The organism is Maribacter sp. MJ134 (assembly GCF_003970695.1).
Lineage (GTDB): Bacteria > Bacteroidota > Bacteroidia > Flavobacteriales > Flavobacteriaceae > Maribacter.
Genome location: NZ_CP034570.1, coordinates 315,252 through 330,421, shown reverse-complemented (window position 1 = coordinate 330,421; position 15,170 = coordinate 315,252). Strand labels below are relative to the sequence as shown.

Annotated in this window: 14 protein-coding genes; 8 read left to right on the top strand and 6 right to left on the bottom strand. The window is 38.5% G+C overall.

Annotated features, from left to right (window positions below):
- Positions 1-6 precede the first annotated feature (6 nt).
- The 5 genes from ftsH to EJ994_RS01345 are packed head-to-tail and all read left to right on the top strand — an operon-like array spanning position 7 to position 4,371.
- Positions 7-1,998 (top strand): ATP-dependent zinc metalloprotease FtsH, encoded by a 1,992-nt coding sequence (gene ftsH, locus EJ994_RS01365; RefSeq protein WP_126590878.1) that lies wholly within the window; start codon positions 7-9, stop codon positions 1,996-1,998.
- Between the two features lie 51 nt (positions 1,999-2,049).
- Entirely contained in the window at positions 2,050-2,661 is a 612-nt protein-coding gene (locus tag EJ994_RS01360) for an LUD domain-containing protein (protein ID WP_126590877.1), read from the top strand.
- A 1-nt stretch (position 2,662) separates the two neighbouring features.
- On the top strand, positions 2,663-3,466 hold the full coding sequence (locus EJ994_RS01355) for a phosphatidate cytidylyltransferase (protein ID WP_126590876.1): 804 nt from the start codon (positions 2,663-2,665) through the stop codon (positions 3,464-3,466).
- Positions 3,456-4,139, top strand: coding sequence for a phosphatidylserine decarboxylase family protein (locus tag EJ994_RS01350; RefSeq protein WP_126590875.1), 684 nt, complete (start codon positions 3,456-3,458; stop codon positions 4,137-4,139). Before EJ994_RS01355 ends, EJ994_RS01350 begins: the two co-directional genes overlap by 11 nt.
- Entirely contained in the window at positions 4,114-4,371 is a 258-nt protein-coding gene (locus tag EJ994_RS01345; RefSeq protein ID WP_126590874.1) for an acyl-CoA-binding protein, read from the top strand. Before EJ994_RS01350 ends, EJ994_RS01345 begins: the two co-directional genes overlap by 26 nt.
- 14 nt (positions 4,372-4,385) lie before the next feature.
- Here EJ994_RS01345 and EJ994_RS01340 read toward each other — a convergent pair whose 3' ends face one another.
- From EJ994_RS01340 to EJ994_RS01320, 5 genes are all read right to left on the bottom strand, one after another.
- Complete coding sequence (locus EJ994_RS01340) at positions 4,386-5,150, bottom strand: creatininase family protein (protein WP_206507165.1); 765 nt, start codon at positions 5,148-5,150, stop codon at positions 4,386-4,388.
- A gap of 9 nt (positions 5,151-5,159) precedes the next feature.
- Positions 5,160-6,428 carry a sterol desaturase family protein gene (locus tag EJ994_RS01335; protein WP_126590873.1) on the bottom strand — a complete coding sequence of 423 codons (1,269 nt, stop codon included), beginning with the start codon at positions 6,426-6,428 and terminating at the stop codon, positions 5,160-5,162.
- 18 nt (positions 6,429-6,446) lie between these two features.
- Positions 6,447-7,040 carry a hypothetical protein gene (locus EJ994_RS01330; protein WP_126590872.1) on the bottom strand — a complete coding sequence of 198 codons (594 nt, stop codon included), beginning with the start codon at positions 7,038-7,040 and terminating at the stop codon, positions 6,447-6,449.
- A 69-nt stretch (positions 7,041-7,109) separates the two neighbouring features.
- A complete protein-coding gene (locus tag EJ994_RS01325) occupies positions 7,110-8,123 on the bottom strand; it encodes a HEPN domain-containing protein (protein ID WP_126590871.1) in 1,014 nt (337 codons plus the stop codon).
- A gap of 6 nt (positions 8,124-8,129) precedes the next feature.
- Complete coding sequence (locus EJ994_RS01320; RefSeq protein ID WP_126590870.1) at positions 8,130-10,754, bottom strand: valine--tRNA ligase; 2,625 nt, start codon at positions 10,752-10,754, stop codon at positions 8,130-8,132.
- Between the two features lie 194 nt (positions 10,755-10,948).
- On the opposite strand from EJ994_RS01320, the gene EJ994_RS01315 reads away from it, so the two are divergent.
- A complete protein-coding gene (locus EJ994_RS01315) occupies positions 10,949-11,341 on the top strand; it encodes a DUF1573 domain-containing protein (protein WP_126590869.1) in 393 nt (130 codons plus the stop codon).
- Between the two features lie 48 nt (positions 11,342-11,389).
- On the opposite strand, the gene EJ994_RS01310 is transcribed toward EJ994_RS01315, so the two are convergent.
- Positions 11,390-12,751: a PDZ domain-containing protein gene (locus EJ994_RS01310; RefSeq protein WP_241240826.1), complete on the bottom strand. Its 1,362-nt coding sequence runs from the start codon at positions 12,749-12,751 to the stop codon at positions 11,390-11,392.
- Between the two features lie 120 nt (positions 12,752-12,871).
- On the opposite strand from EJ994_RS01310, the gene EJ994_RS01305 reads away from it, so the two are divergent.
- Both EJ994_RS01305 and murB read left to right on the top strand, forming a co-directional pair.
- Positions 12,872-14,062: a pyridoxal phosphate-dependent aminotransferase gene (locus EJ994_RS01305; RefSeq protein ID WP_126590868.1), complete on the top strand. Its 1,191-nt coding sequence runs from the start codon at positions 12,872-12,874 to the stop codon at positions 14,060-14,062.
- Positions 14,062-15,078, top strand: coding sequence for a UDP-N-acetylmuramate dehydrogenase (gene murB / locus EJ994_RS01300; protein WP_126590867.1), 1,017 nt, complete (start codon positions 14,062-14,064; stop codon positions 15,076-15,078). The genes EJ994_RS01305 and murB overlap by 1 nt, the downstream gene beginning before the upstream one ends.
- Positions 15,079-15,170: the final 92 nt, after the last annotated feature.

Genomic DNA, 15,170 nt, shown 5'->3' with positions numbered 1-15,170 from the left:
ATTAAAATGGCTAAAGAAAATAATACAAATCCTAAGAAACCTAAGTTTAGCTCATGGTGGATTTACGGATTGGTGGCAGTACTGCTCATAGGTTTTCAATTTTTTAATAGTGATAATCTAGCAAGTGCTGAAAAAACAACAACTTCAGAGCTTCAGGAATACCTACGAAACGGGGATATTGAAAAGATTCTGATTATCACGAATACCAATCAGGCAAAAGTCTTTCTTACCGATGAGGCACTGGCCAAGGATGTGCACAAGGGTGTAACGGAGAAACCCTTTATACCTTCCACTACCAAAGTACCACAATACACTTTGGATTATGGTGATCTCCAAATTTTTCAAAATGAAATTACGGAAATCAAAAAGGAAAATAACTTAGACACCATTGTTGAATTTGGCAAGGAATCTACAGCTATTCTAGATTTTCTACTATCACTTTTACCCTTTGTACTGATCATAGGGATTTGGATATATCTAATGCGCAGAATGTCTGGCGGAGGAGGTGGTGGTGCCGGAGGGCAGATTTTCAATATCGGAAAATCAAAAGCCAAGCTCTTTGACGAGAAAACGGATACAAGAACCTCGTTTAAGGATGTCGCAGGTTTAGAAGGTGCTAAAGAGGAGGTTGAAGAGATTGTAGAATTCCTAAGGAATCCGGACAAATACACATCTCTGGGTGGTAAAATTCCCAAAGGAGCCCTCTTAGTCGGTCCTCCGGGTACGGGGAAAACTTTACTGGCAAAAGCTGTTGCAGGTGAAGCAAAAGTGCCTTTCTTCTCTCTATCAGGTTCTGATTTCGTAGAGATGTTCGTAGGTGTAGGGGCTTCAAGGGTACGAGACCTTTTTAAACAGGCCAAAGATAAATCTCCTGCAATAATCTTCATTGATGAAATCGATGCGATAGGACGCGCTAGAGGAAAGAATAACTTCACAGGCTCTAACGATGAACGTGAGAATACCCTGAACCAGTTGTTAACTGAAATGGACGGTTTTGGTACCAATACCAACGTAATTGTCCTTGCTGCGACAAACAGGGCCGATGTATTGGATAAAGCGCTTATGAGAGCAGGTAGATTTGACAGGCAGATTTATGTTGATTTACCGGACATTAGAGAGCGTAAAGAGATTTTTGAAGTACACTTAAGACCCATAAAAACTTCAGAAACCCTAGATTTGGACTTCTTGGCAAGACAAACGCCAGGTTTTTCAGGTGCAGATATCGCCAACGTTTGTAATGAAGCGGCCTTAATCGCCGCGCGTAAAGAACAAAAAGCGGTGAATAAGCAAGACTTTTTGGATGCTGTAGACAGAATTGTCGGCGGTCTAGAAAAGAAAAACAAAATTATTACTCCTGGAGAAAAAGAAACGATTGCCTATCATGAGGCGGGACATGCCACCACTAGTTGGATGTTGGAGCATGCTGCCCCACTGGTAAAAGTTACCATAGTTCCCAGAGGGCAGTCCTTGGGTGCAGCTTGGTATCTGCCAGAGGAACGTCTTATTGTTAGACCAGAGCAGATGTTAGATGAAATGTGCGCCACCATGGGCGGTAGAGCTGCCGAAAAAGTTATTTTCAATAAAATTTCAACCGGTGCGTTAAGTGATTTGGAAAAGGTTACGAAACAAGCCAGAGCTATGGTTACTATTTATGGCCTAAACGATAAAATAGGAAACTTAACATATTATGATTCTTCCGGTCAGGACTCTTATGGATTTTCAAAGCCTTACAGTGAGCAGACCGCTAAAACAATCGACGAAGAAATTTCCAAGATAATTGAAGAACAATATCAGCGTGCTATTAAAGTTCTTACTGATAATAAGGATAAACTTACGACCTTAGCGGAAAGATTGTTGGAGAAAGAAGTTATCTTTAAGGAAGATTTAGAGAAAATCTTTGGTAAGCGAGCTTTTGAAAAGGATATTCGCCAAGAGGCCGAAGAGAAAAAATCGAAAGAAGCATCCAAGGAAGATGAAGAAGTAGTAAAAGAAGGTTAAAATCTGGTCTTTTACGTTGTAATCAATCAAAAGAGTACTTTGCATTTTTAGATGGGATTATTAGACATATTATTTGGTGGCGGTAAAAAGAAGGTTTCAAAAGAAACTGCAGAAACCCGTGGCCAACATATGCCTGATTTAAATCTTCCAGTAGATGAAAAATTCACTATTCATTTTAAAAAGAATGGTGGTAAGTTCATCTACTGTGTTTCACAACAAGAAATTTCTAGTGCCCTACAATCTATCGTAGAGGAAAATAGTTGGGAGAAAGAGCCATTCTTTGTAATGGATTCCAGACTTTCAGAAAAATTCGGCAAAGAAGGTATTTTATTCACGAATAAACCAAAAGAGAGCCAGGTCTTTTTCACGACATGTGAGCACTTAATAGCTCAGAACGGAAGTATTCTCGTATGTTCCAATCAACTGAACGAAAGAAAAGTGAACGAGCTGCCGAGTAATGTTGTTGTCTTTGCCACCACGAGCCAATTGGTAGAATCTATTGGAGAAGGGTTAAAAACCATAAAAAGAAAATACGGAGCTAAAATACCGGCAAATATTACCACACTGAAACATTTTAAGGCTACCGAGGAGAACTCCGATGATTTTCTTACCTACGGAAGCAGCACAAAGAATCTTTATCTCTTATTATTGGAAGATTTGTAGTATGAAGGAAATTTTACGAAGGTCACTAACTGGGGGCGTGTACATCATTTTATTACTCTCTGCCGTATTCCTTAGTTCAGACGCCTTTGATTTCCTTTTTATGACTTTTGGTTTAGCATGTCTCTATGAATACAAACGGTTGGTACAGCTAAAAGGGTACTACCTCTTTGCGGCTTATTTACTGCTATGGTGGGCCTATATCTACCTTGTTCATGATCAATTTTTAATCAATATTTTGATGGTGATTACCATCATTGTTGACGTTGTGCTACTCTTTTACCTTTTCTCGAATAAAAAAAGAATGTTCAATACCCTTCAGAAGTTCTTAATCGGGCTTTTTTATATTGGAGGTGGCTGCATTTTTCTAACCATGATTCCGTATAAGAACGATGCGTTTGCCAAGTTGCTTATCATGGGAATCTTTATACTCATTTGGGTGAACGACTCCTTTGCCTATTTGGTCGGAAAAAGTATAGGCAGAACCAAATTATTCCCTGCCGTTTCACCGAAAAAAACCGTTGAAGGTACGCTTGGAGGTTTTATCTTTGCTCTTGGTGCGGCATATATTATGGGAACACAGGAACAGATTATCGGGCCGTGGCAATGGATGATATTGGGAACGGTAATCGTAATATGCGGAAGCTTGGGAGATTTAATAGAATCCAAATTAAAAAGAACCGCTGGGGTAAAGGATAGCGGTGCTATTTTACCTGGTCATGGCGGTATGTTAGATAGGTTAGACAGTCTCGTTTTCGCCGCTCCTTTTGCGTACTTAACATTAAATATTTTTACATATGTTTCATAGAGAGGGTCAAAAAATTATATTGACTACCTTTTTCGTAATTGGCATTGCCATCATTCTATCCCATTTCTTTGTGCAAATTCCATGGCTAAAACTTACGATACAAATAACGGCCTTGGTTATACTTGTTCTAATTCTACAATTCTTTAGAAATCCCAAAAGAATAGTTACCAAGAATTTTGATGAGATTCTCTCTCCTGTGGATGGCAAAGTCGTAGTTATAGAAGAAGTGGAAGAAAATGAGTACTTTAAAGATAAACGTAAGCAAGTTTCCATCTTCATGTCTCCTGTTAATGTGCATGTCACACGCTATCCGGCAAGCGGTAGTATTCAATATTCCAAATATCATCCTGGCAAGTATCTAGTTGCTTGGCATCCAAAATCAAGTGAGGAAAATGAACGGACAACTGTGGTTATTAGAACTCCTAAATTTGGTGATATCCTCTTTAGGCAAATTGCAGGTGCTATGGCCAGGCGAATTGTGAATTACGCAGAAAAAGGAGAAAGTGTTCAACAGGGTGACGATTCTGGCTTTATTAAATTTGGTTCAAGAGTAGATGTTTTCTTACCCTTAGACTGTCAAATAAATGTGCAGCTAAATCAGAAAGTAAAAGGAGCCAATACCTGTATAGCTACATTTGTAGATCCGAATGAAAAAGAAGAAATTACATACTGATTTTAAAGAGGCAATTGATTTTGTGAATAGTTACCAAGCCCCCATTCCAGCGGATGTTCTGCTAAAACTATATGCTTACTACAAAATTGCCCACGAAAATTTTGAAAACCCTGGTAGTAAAACGCCCTTAATTAATGCTTTCAAGGCCAATGCCTTAATACAAGCTAAAAACATAGACCAAAAGGCCGCAATGAAATCCTACATTAAACTAGTGAATCAGGAATTACGCTAAAATTGGCCCTCTAGCTATTCGAATAGATGCTCCAAATCGGCATCACAAAGCTCTTTTAGAAGCTTTGAAAGTTTTTCGCAAACATCCTTAAAGAAACGTTCTCCCTTATCCTTGGTAGCGTATTCAGGATTTCCAATACCCGTGTCCGCGCTGACCTTAGACCATTGACGTTCTGCCCATGCCCATCCTTCATTAAAAGCGTTTACTTTAAACTTCTTAGCTTCTCCTCTACCCCACTCGGCCCTTGGAAGAATTAAATCTGGTCTTAAATAGAGCATAAGACTAGTTTCCATTTCGTCGGCATGATCACCTGCTTCCTTGAAATACATGGACTTATTAAACATTTGTGGAAAAAAACAGAAACTAATGAACATATTAGGAAATTCTAAGCCCAACTCCCTAACCAAAGGTTTAAAATTATTACCACCATGTCCGTTGAATATCAATAATTTATAAATTCCTTGATTATTTAATACCGTGATAATATCCCTAAGAATGGCCAATTGTGTACTTGGGTTCAAATTCATGTCCAAATAAATATCCTTTTGCCCCGTATTTACTCCAAATGGAATGGTTGGTAATACAACGACTTTATGGCCTTCTTCCCATGCCATTTTTGCTGATTCTTGAACCATTGCTTCAGCCTGAAAATTATCGGTAGCATAAGGTAAATGATAATTATGGGCCTCCGTTGCTCCCCAGGGTAAAATAGCAAGTTCAAAGCTCTCGTCCTTGACATGCTTCCAATTGGTTTCCGCTAAAATATAGGGTCTTATCATGCTTTTGATTTAAATGGTCAATTGATTTTTAGGCTCTAAAGTTTTACTAAAGGTAAAGTAAATACCACCTGTAATAGTGATAACAAAATAAACGGACACCATCAAACTTCCCCAAACTACATAGACATTCAGTCCAAACCAATCTTGGGTAATGAGAACGACAAGGACTCCCAGAACCCCTCTGAACACCTCGACCCAAACGGCATAGGAAGCTCTGTCCATTAAGCTCGTATACCCATAAATTCCTAAAAATATCAAACCTCCGTACATAAGGAGTTCTTTATAGTTCAAATTCCCGTAGTTAAAGAACATAAATAATAATAAAGCGGTTGTAGTCAACAACTGAAATATCAGATAAGCGTTAAATAATGTAGAGGTCGCCGTCTTATAACGCTCAAAGGTATAGACATCCTTTATTACCTGAATAGGATACGCCTCTAGTACGTCTTTTGGTCTCCAACCAGTGGGCATAAACCATATTCTTATTTTGTCCCACAAATTATCGGTTCTCCAAGCATCTAGAAGTAATCTCCAAAGATGTTGAAAATTAATATATAACGGATTCCATGTTCTTGCGGGTTTCAATATACCATATTGGGGAGGCACCTCATCTAATTCTTCCTGAAACGTACCGAAAAGCCTGTCCCACACACATAATAGTTGTCCTAAATTCTTATCGATGTATTCCGGGTTTATCGCATGATGCACCCGATGTTGGGACGGTGTCACAATAATATATTCCAAGAAACCTAATTTTCCGATGTGTTGTGTGTGGTACCAGAACTGAGCGAATAAATGCACAGGAGCTAAGATGGCGATTACCTCATTTGGTATGCCCAACAAAGCGGCAGGGATTAAGAGAAAAGGAAAATATCCCAATAAATTAGAAATGGATTGCCGCAATGCGCAGGCCAGATTAAACTCCTCGCTGCTGTGATGTATAACATGTTGGTTCCAGAAAAAATTTATTTTGTGACTTAGTCTATGGTTCCAATACCCGGCAAAGTCTATTGCGATGAATGCAATTATCCAAACCAGCCAAGTATTTTCAATTTCAGTAACTGCAAGGGTATTTAATAAGTAAGGATAGGTAACTAGGATAACCCCTATTCCTAGAGAATCCTTTATGATATTGGTAAGCCCAGAACTTATACTAGAAACGGAGTCTAGAACATTATGCTTTTGATTTTTGATGAGATAACCGTACAGAATCTCAACTGCCAAGAGTACCATGAAAAAAGGAATGGCATAAAGTAAGGCCGTAGCGTATGCTTCCATTATACTAATTTTGGGCTATTAGTTAAAAGGCCCGACCATAATGTGAGCTCGGAATGTACCAGGATCCATTAACCATGGCATTCCTTTGGCATGCGGTTTATCGGGCAATCCTGTGGACTCCGTAGTTGCGAAAGGCGTATATATGACATATCTGAATTGACCATCCGCTAATTCACCCGTATCAGGATTATAACCCGCTTCACTTCCATAATAGATATACGTCATACTAGGCTCATTGGGCATTTTAATTTTACCTTGGGCTACTTCCATACCTCGGATTTCTCTCTTTTCCTTAAAATTTTTTCCTTCTGCCGTAAGCTCTCTACCCCTTTTCATAAAAGGTTCTAACTTTTTGGAGTAGCAGGAGACACTTATACCCTCCTTACTAGGGTCATCGGCAAGGCAAATGAGATTATTGCTTCCCTGGCGAAGTACAACCATATTACCCGTGGTATCATAGCCGTACACCATTGCCGCCTCTTTATCGGCCTCTGGTGCGGGAAGAACCGCAGTCTTAATCTGTATCTCTGCAGGCAGAATTTTAGTAGTATTCTCTTGAGCAGTTAGGTAAGCTCCTAAAAAAGTGAGTAATATGCATATTTTTGTTTTCATGACAGTGCTGTTTGTCTAAAGATAACAAACATTCTATTCTTAAAAAACAATGCGTTTTTCTTAGCAAGACTAGTCTTTAAGGATAATTTCAAATTCGTATTTAGTCTTATTCTTCTGAATTAAATCCTTAATCAATGAGATTAGAATTGAAGTGGCAAAATATAAATAATTATTGTATTCTTCCGTAAGTTCATTTCTATCGTAACTAAATTTACCAGTGAGATTTAAATCTCCATGAATTAACCTAGACCTATAATTATATAATTGATTTATTTTTTTCTTAAAATTGGGAGGAGTATCAAAAATTAAAGAAAGTTTCATTGAAATTTGTTTTTGGATTTCACTCTTCCCCTCGCATAAAATAGCTTCTATACCTAACATCATCCAAAATAAATTTGAAGATTCTAACTGTCCAGGTTTGTAAAAACTATAAGAAAAGGAGTTAATACCTCTCTGAACAGAATTGGTGCTAAGCTCATACGGATGCATATTTTCAGAAAACCATTCTACAACTTGACTTAGAGTTATATCTGGAATAATTGGCCAGTTGAGACCATAAGAATGACCATAAACAAATTCCATATTGCTTATGTAAGTAGTAGTTTTTCCGATATGAAATCCGTTATCAAAGTATGCTGATCCTTCTAAGAAATCAACCATAGAATTACTTGCTATATTGAGAATTAGCATTAATCGATTTAATACATCTTGAATATCGCTAATTATTAGCCAATTGAAATCTTTATTAAAATCACGTACGACAGAATAAAAATAATCTTCTTGAGGAGTTTTCAATTTAATGCCCAGCATATCACAATCCGGAGGTATTTCAAATGCATATTTTTGTTCCCAACCAAAATTATTAGGAGTAAATTGTAACCACTTTTCAAGTACTTTCTTTTCTGAAGCTTGGTTCACCCGAATTTCGACGCTATGAAATCTTCTCAATTCTTTGTTATCAGATATTGATAACTGACTTAATTTCTGAAAATCCTTTAGACTATTAATTTCCGAAATTAAACTTTGATACTTTTTGTATAAGGGCTCATAATCAGAACTTCTTATTGGTAAGAAAACATACATCCATGATTAACTTAAATTTGCCAGACTCTTCTTTAACGTTTCAATTTTTGCCTCGGCATCGGCTGCCTTCTTCTTTTCGATACCAACGACCTGCTCCGGGGCATTATTCACAAAACGCTCATTGGATAATTTTTTCTGAACCGATTTTAGAAAACCCTCCGTATACTTCAGCTCTTCTTTTATCTTGGCTATTTCCGCATCAATATCAATGTTTCCGGCAATAGGTATAAAGTACTCGTTAGATTTTACACGAAAGGTAAGTGCACCTTCTAGCGGACTATCTATATAAGAAACCTTAGAGACGTTGGTCAGTTTACAGATGACGGCATCCCATTTGGAAGCTACTTTTTCTTGGTTCAATACAGAAAGCTCCAAAGCTTCCTTCATAGGAATATTCTTTTCCTTTCTGATAGTTCTGATTCCGGAAATGACCTCTGCGGCAAAATCAAATTCTGAAATTAAGCTTTTATCGGACTGCGATACCTTGGGCCATTCCGCTACTACTAATGCCTCCTCAGGAGTTCTTACAGCAATATGCTGCCAGACTTCCTCGGTAAGGAAAGGCATAAAGGGATGTAACAGCTTTAAGTTCTGTTCAAAAAGCCGGATTACCGCGTCAAAAGTTGTTTTGTCAATGGGTTGTTGGTAGGCCGGTTTTATGAGTTCTAGCAACCAAGAACTATAATCGTCCCATACCAATTTGTAGATACTCATTAATGCATCGGAAATACGGTATTTGCTAAAATGATCTTCAATTTCAACCAAAGTTTCATTGAACTTTGAAGTGTACCAGTCCAATGCTAATTTAGAGGCCTCAGGCTGTGGCAAATCCGAGATTTCCCATCCCTTTAGCAGGCGAAACCCGTTCCAAATCTTATTGGCAAAATTCTTTCCTTGCTGGCAGAGGTCTTCATCGAACATTAAATCGTTACCAGCGGCCGAACTTAGAAGTAATCCGACCCGAACGCCATCGGCACCGTAATCGCTTATTAGCTTTAAGGCATCTGGAGAGTTGCCAAGGGATTTGGACATTTTTCTTCGCTGCTTATCCCTTACCAATCCGGTAAAATAAACGTTCTCAAAAGGTCGTTCTTCTCGATATTCATACCCTGCAACAATCATCCGTGCTACCCAGAAAAACAGAATATCCGGACCGGTCACCAAATCGTTTGTTGGGTAATAATATTGAATCTCTTCATTCTCGGGCTCTAAAATTCCGCCAAAGACACTAATGGGCCATAACCATGAAGAAAACCAAGTATCTAGTACATCTTCATCCTGGCGTAAATCCGTTTTTTTAATATTTGGATTTTTAGCTTGTGCCAACTTCAACGCCTCATCCTCATTTTCGGCAACTACAAAATCTTCTTGACCGTCACCAAAATAATATGCAGGAATTTGCTGTCCCCACCATAGTTGACGAGAAATATTCCAATCCCGTATATTTTCCATCCAATGGCGGTAGGTATTCTCAAATTTCTTTGGGAAAAGTTTTACTTCCTTGCTGGTCATTACCGCATCCAAAGCTGGTTTTGCCAAGTCTTCCATTCTAAGAAACCACTGATCCGAAAGTTTAGGTTCTATTACCGCTTTGGTTCGCTCAGAAGTACCTACTTTATTAATATGCGTCTCCGTTTTAACCAAGAAGCCTTTTTCTTTGAGTTCTTTAGCGATTTCTTTACGTACTACAAATCTATCCTTTCCTTGGTAGTGCAGTCCAAAACTGTTCAGTGTGGCATCATCATTGAAAATATCTATAGTTTCAAGATTGTGCTTTTCTCCTAAAGACTTATCGTTAATATCATGTGCGGGTGTTACTTTAAGGCATCCCGTTCCAAATTCAATATCAACATACTCGTCCTCGATTATAGGAATGACCCTACCGCAAATGGGTACAACAGCTTTTTTACCTTTCAAATGCTGAAACCTTTCGTCGTTTGGGTTAATACAGATCGCGGTATCACCCAAAATAGTTTCGGGTCTTGTGGTGGCAATGGTCACCTTTTCTTCCGAGCCCTCTAATTGGTATTCCAGATAATAGAGTAATCCCTGCTTTTCCTCATAAATTACTTCTTCGTCAGATAGTGTAGTTTGTGCTTCCGGATCCCAATTAACCATCCTGTGGCCCCTGTATATCTGCCCTTTTTTGTATAAATCGACAAAAACCTTTATTACGGAAGCTGACATATCGTCATCCATAGTGAATTTTGTCCTGTTCCAATCACAGGAACAGCCTAACTTTTTTAATTGGTCTAGAATTACGCCTCCATATTCATCCGTCCAATCCCAAGCATGCTTTAAAAATTCTTCTCGAGATAAGTCCGATTTAGCTATTCCTTCCGCTTTCAATTTGGCAACGACCTTAGCCTCAGTGGCTATTGATGCATGGTCCATGCCGGGCACCCAGCAGGCATTCTTACCCATTAAACGGGCTCTACGGATCAATACGTCTTGGATGGTATTGTTTAACATATGCCCCATATGCAACACCCCTGTAACATTTGGTGGTGGAATAACGATGGTGTAAGGCGTCCTATTATCTGGCGTAGAATGAAAGAAGTTATTTTTCATCCAATAGTTGTACCATCTGTTCTCTACCTCGTGAGGCTCATATTTTGAAGGGATTTCCATTTTTTGGAATAGTTTTTGAATTAAAGGGGTAAGGACTAAAAAACAAAGCCGAAAAGATTTGTTAAATATCGCTTTCAGCTTCTTTTTTACCTAAAATTAAATACGAAACAAAAATAAGTAACGTTAGAGTATAACAAAAGGATTTTGAGGTTGAACTGAAAAGATTTAATTTTGAAATTCGCTCAAAAATTAAAATGATGAAAAAAATAGTACTTTTATTATTTGTTGGTCTAGTCGGATTTACTGCGACAGCACAGGATACGGCCGCCAAAATCGAGTTTAAGACAGAGACCGTTGACTATGGGGAAATAGCAAAAGGTTCTGATGGTGTGCGTGTATTTGAATTTACGAACACGGGAACAGCTCCTCTAATCATTAGCAAGGTAAGTTCTAGTTGTGGTTGTACCATACCTAAAAAGCCCGAAGCTCCTATTTTACCTGGTAAAACTGGTGAAATACAGGTGAAGTACGATACCAACCGTGTAGGTCCTATTAGAAAGGCCATCACCGTAATATCGAACGCTGATACACCTACAAAAGTTTTAAAGATAAAAGGAGAAATTAAAGCTACCGTTAGCGGTAAATAATTTACATCTTTCACATAAAAAATAATAGCCCGGTTCTGCCGGGCTATTTTATTTAAAAAGGTCTTTTAAAACAAAGCTGAAGAGCAGGTCATTGTCCGACCTTTCGATAAGCACTTTAACCCGCTTACCTTGCTTGTCGTTTAACATCTGTAAAACTTCTTGAAGTTTATAACGGTGGATTCTTTTTCCATTCACGGCTAAAATAACATCTCCTTCCTTTAAACCCGCGCTATGTGCTGGGCTACCCGCCCGTATTGCAGAAACTACAATTTCTGGCACAACACTGAGTTTGGTAGCATGTTCCAATAAAATCTTAACATCACCGTACTTCCTTTCGTTACTGAACATAACACCATTGGTATTGGCAATACGTTCGGACACATACCTTACACCGGCATGCTGCAAGTCTATACCACTTATGTTATACCGAAAAGGCTTCTTAAAATTACTATTCTTTTTCAGTGTAATTTTCCTATTCCGATAATCGAAAATGATATTAAAGCGTCTTAAAACTTCTCCTCCTAGACTACCATTCCGATCCCCAAGATTTTTAATAGAACTGAAGGTGACCATATCTGGAAAAGCTGCTTTCGCATCATCCAATTGATAGTTCCCTATCCTTAAGTGGTTGATCCTGGTTCTTTTACCATAAATATCGCCCGCAAGTCCTTTTCCCAAAAAATCTTCATAATATTCTTTAGGAACACTTAAATCTTCATCCTCGAATAACCAAACGGCATCGCTACTTCCGGTGTCCAACAAAAGTTTAACATCAAAACGCTCTTCATTCCTTAAAGCTACCTCTGCCGCCAAATATGCCTTCTTATTAATAATATCAATGGGTAAGGTGTTGGATTTTTTTGTTGATTTATACGTATAATCCTCAGGATCGTAAAATCGGATACTTTTATGGACATAATTGATATCTACCACAAAATCCTTAAAAAGATCATAACCAATAATACCATGAATAGGTACGCCTAAACTAGGAGAAAAATTAATTCCACCATCCATTACAACATACAATTTTTGAGCAAAATTTCTAATGTTTCCGAGGTTAAAAAAATTACCGCTAGAACTAAGTGCACTTATGGGGTCTCCCTCACCGAGACCATTTATGGTGATTTCTGAAACATTTTTAAGTTGAATGGAATCTTGGTCGGCTAGATTAAATAAAATTGGCGTCCCTACACCGGAATCCATAATAAAGGACAATTTTGTTCCGTTGACCTCAATTGGCACGACCATTAAATTATTGATCAACTCAAATTTAATTTTTTCTACCTGCTGTCCCTTCACCATCTCGTAGTTTTGGGAAAAGAAAAGTAGTGGAAAGCACAGAACAAACAATAGCTGTAGCCGCGAAGAATGTGTTGACATCTTATTATCCAATTGATTAACTCTCTTCAAGTTACAATATTTTTCCTTACATCACGGCGTTTTAACAGTTCTGTGGTTACCGGACAAATAAACCTCACTACTATTGTAAGATCCACTATGATTTACCACTTTTGTTAAAAATTAAAGTTTATGCCATCCGTTTCCCAGAAAGGGCGTTCCATGCCAGAGTCGCCCATCAGAAAGCTAGTTCCCTATGCCGAAAATGCAAAGAAAAAAGGAGCTAAGGTCATTCACCTGAATATCGGTCAACCTGATATTAAAACACCGCAGATTGCACTGGACGCTGTAAAGAACAATACGCTTAGCGTTTTGGAATACAGCAGAACGGAAGGCTCGGAAGCATACCGAACCAAGATAGCAGCTTACTACCAGCGAAACGAGATTATGGTTAATGCCAGTGATATTATTGTAACCACAGGTGGTTCCGAAGCTCTTTCCTTCGCTATGGCCTCGATTGCAGATGCCGAGGATGAAATAATTATACCGGAGCCTTTTTACGCCAATTATAATGGGTTTGCAACCGCTGCTGGGGTAAAGGTTGTCCCCGTTGAATCAAAACTTGAAGATAATTTTGCACTTCCTCCTATTGCGGATTTCGAAAAATTGATAACCCCTAAGACCAAAGCGATACTAATCTGCAATCCCGGTAACCCAACGGGTTACCTGTACAGCAAAGAGGAGATTCAAAAACTAGCGGAAATCGTAAAAAAACATGATTTATTTCTTATTGCAGATGAAGTATATAGGGAGTTTACCTATGACAACGCGTCGCACTATTCCATCTTGCAAGAGGAGGGATTGGACGATCATGCCATCATAGTAGATTCCGTTTCAAAGAGATATAGTATGTGTGGGGCAAGAATAGGATTTTTAGTATCAAAAAATAAAGAGGTCATAAAAACGGCCTTAAAATTTGGTCAGGCACGTCTTTCGCCTCCCACCTACGCCCAAATTGCAAGCGAGGCGGCCTTGGAAACTCCGCAAAGCTATTTTGACGATGTTATTGAGGAATATGTCTCCAGAAGGGATTTGTTGATTGCTGAACTAAAGAAATTGAATGGGGTTAAAGTAGCAAAACCAAATGGTGCATTTTATTGTATTGCGGAACTGCCTATAGAAGATGCCGATGATTTTGCACAATGGCTTCTAGAAGATTTTAGGGTAAATAATGAAACGGTCATGGTGGCCCCAGCAGCTGGCTTTTACGCTACACCGGGACTGGGAAAAAATCAAATTAGAATTGCTTACGTTCTAGACCAAGAAAGTCTTAAAAGAGCCGTTCATATTTTAGGAGAGGCTTTAAAAAGTTACATTGGATAATGCAAATCAAAAAAGATTTTTCCTTAAAAAACTTCAACACTTTTGGAATTGACGCCAGGGCACAGTTTTTTGTTGAGGTTACAAGTGTGGAAGAGTTACGTATTGCATTACAATTAGCAGATTATCCAGAAAAATTTATTCTGGGTGGAGGTAGTAATATGCTTCTAGTCAATGACATTAAGGCTTTGGTGATCCATGTGAACATTAAAGGAAAAGAAATTATTTCTGAGAATGCCAATCACGTAAAAATCAAAGTTATGGCCGGTGAAAACTGGCACCAAGTGGTACTTTGGACGCTGGAGCAAGATTTTGGCGGACTAGAAAATATGTCGCTCATACCGGGCAATACAGGTACCGCACCTGTTCAAAATATTGGAGCGTATGGCGTTGAACTTAAGGATACTTTTGTCTCTTGCGAAGCAATGGACCGAAACAATCAGGAAATAAAAGAATTTTCCAAAGAGGACTGTAAATTCGGTTACCGAGAATCCTTTTTCAAATCAGAAGGTAGAGATGCCTTCGTAATTACCGCAGTAACTTTTGAACTGAGCAAAAAAAATCATAAACTGAACACGGGTTATGGCGCTATTGAGGACGAGTTGCAAAAAAGAAATATCCTCAACCCTACTATAAAAGATATTTCCAACGCCGTAATTACCATAAGAAATAGTAAACTACCAGACCCTAAGAAACTGGGGAATAGCGGCAGTTTCTTCAAGAACCCGATCATTACCAAAAGTGAATTTGAACGTTTTATTGAAAAACACTCCGCAGCACCTTTTTACAAAGTTTCCGAATCAGCCTTTAAAATACCGGCAGGTTGGCTTATTGAACAGTGCGGTCTTAAGGGCAAACGCCTTGGCGACGCCGGTGTACACACTAAACAGGCCCTTGTACTGGTAAACTATGACAGTGCCTCCGGAAAAGAAATTCTAGACCTGGCCCATACCATTATCAAGGAAGTATATGCTAGATTTGGAATTAGTATTCAACCTGAAGTTAATATCATAAAATAACCCTCGCAACAGAATTACGAGGGTTATACCAAACCAAACTAACCAAAAACTAAGTGAGCAGTTACCAGCTGATCACTTATGAGATATATATT

What these genes read in the sequence shown, in the direction of transcription:
- ftsH (WP_126590878.1), top strand. Translation starts at nt 7, where the DNA reads ATGGCTAAAGAAAATAATACAAATCCTAAGAAACCTAAGTTTAGCTCA.
- EJ994_RS01360 (WP_126590877.1), top strand. Translation starts at nt 2,050, where the DNA reads ATGGGATTATTAGACATATTATTTGGTGGCGGTAAAAAGAAGGTTTCA.
- EJ994_RS01355 (WP_126590876.1), top strand. Translation starts at nt 2,663, where the DNA reads ATGAAGGAAATTTTACGAAGGTCACTAACTGGGGGCGTGTACATCATT.
- EJ994_RS01350 (WP_126590875.1), top strand. Translation starts at nt 3,456, where the DNA reads ATGTTTCATAGAGAGGGTCAAAAAATTATATTGACTACCTTTTTCGTA.
- EJ994_RS01345 (WP_126590874.1), top strand. Translation starts at nt 4,114, where the DNA reads ATGAAAAAGAAGAAATTACATACTGATTTTAAAGAGGCAATTGATTTT.
- EJ994_RS01340 (WP_206507165.1), bottom strand. Translation starts at nt 5,150, where the DNA reads ATGATAAGACCCTATATTTTAGCGGAAACCAATTGGAAGCATGTCAAG.
- EJ994_RS01335 (WP_126590873.1), bottom strand. Translation starts at nt 6,428, where the DNA reads ATGGAAGCATACGCTACGGCCTTACTTTATGCCATTCCTTTTTTCATG.
- EJ994_RS01330 (WP_126590872.1), bottom strand. Translation starts at nt 7,040, where the DNA reads ATGAAAACAAAAATATGCATATTACTCACTTTTTTAGGAGCTTACCTA.
- EJ994_RS01325 (WP_126590871.1), bottom strand. Translation starts at nt 8,123, where the DNA reads ATGTATGTTTTCTTACCAATAAGAAGTTCTGATTATGAGCCCTTATAC.
- EJ994_RS01320 (WP_126590870.1), bottom strand. Translation starts at nt 10,754, where the DNA reads ATGGAAATCCCTTCAAAATATGAGCCTCACGAGGTAGAGAACAGATGG.
- EJ994_RS01315 (WP_126590869.1), top strand. Translation starts at nt 10,949, where the DNA reads ATGATGAAAAAAATAGTACTTTTATTATTTGTTGGTCTAGTCGGATTT.
- EJ994_RS01305 (WP_126590868.1), top strand. Translation starts at nt 12,872, where the DNA reads ATGCCATCCGTTTCCCAGAAAGGGCGTTCCATGCCAGAGTCGCCCATC.
- murB (WP_126590867.1), top strand. Translation starts at nt 14,062, where the DNA reads ATGCAAATCAAAAAAGATTTTTCCTTAAAAAACTTCAACACTTTTGGA.